Source organism: Bacillus sp. BD48 (genome assembly GCF_046566805.1).
GTDB classification, from domain to species: Bacteria; Bacillota; Bacilli; order Bacillales; family Bacillaceae; genus Bacillus; species Bacillus safensis.
In genome coordinates this window covers 1-562 of the sequence record NZ_JANGFM010000017.1, presented here as the reverse complement: position 1 = coordinate 562, position 562 = coordinate 1, and the positions used below count along the sequence as shown (strand labels likewise).

Below are 562 nucleotides of genomic sequence, written 5' to 3'. Positions count from 1 at the left end.
TTTGAAGAACAAGTTAAGAAATCTCCTGAAACAAAAGCTGTTGTATTTGAAGAAAATGAATTAACTTATCAAGAGTTAAACGAGAGAGCGAATCAACTAGCCTATAAGTTGAGAGAAAAAGGAGTAAAGCGAGAAGATTTTATTGGCATTATGACAGAACGATCAGTTGAGATGATTGTGGGGATATTAGGTGTACTAAAAGCAGGTGGAGCTTATTTACCTCTCGACCCTACTTATCCAAGTGAACGAATTGAGTATATGCTTCAGGACAGTGGTGCGAAATATGTATTGACCCATGAAAATATAAGAGTTCCAGAAACATTTTCTGGCGAAATTGTGAAAATTGATGATTTGGCTTTAACAGAGAATCCTAGGACGAATCTCGAAGAGATGAATGAGTCCACAGATTTAGCCTATCTTATCTATACTTCTGGAACTACTGGAAAACCTAAAGGGGTTATGGTGGAACATAAAAGTGTAAGCAACTTTTGTTTAATGGGTGAGACTTTTGGTATTTCATCAGGCAGCCGTGTGTTACAATTTGCCTCTTTTAGTTTTGATG

Annotated in this window: 1 protein-coding gene; it reads left to right on the top strand. The window is 36.7% G+C overall.

The window, feature by feature from the left end; translation table 11 throughout:
* Positions 1–562, top strand: a 562-nt coding sequence (locus ACLGGR_RS19230) for an AMP-binding protein (RefSeq protein ID WP_410973703.1), incomplete at both ends; no start/stop codon positions are given.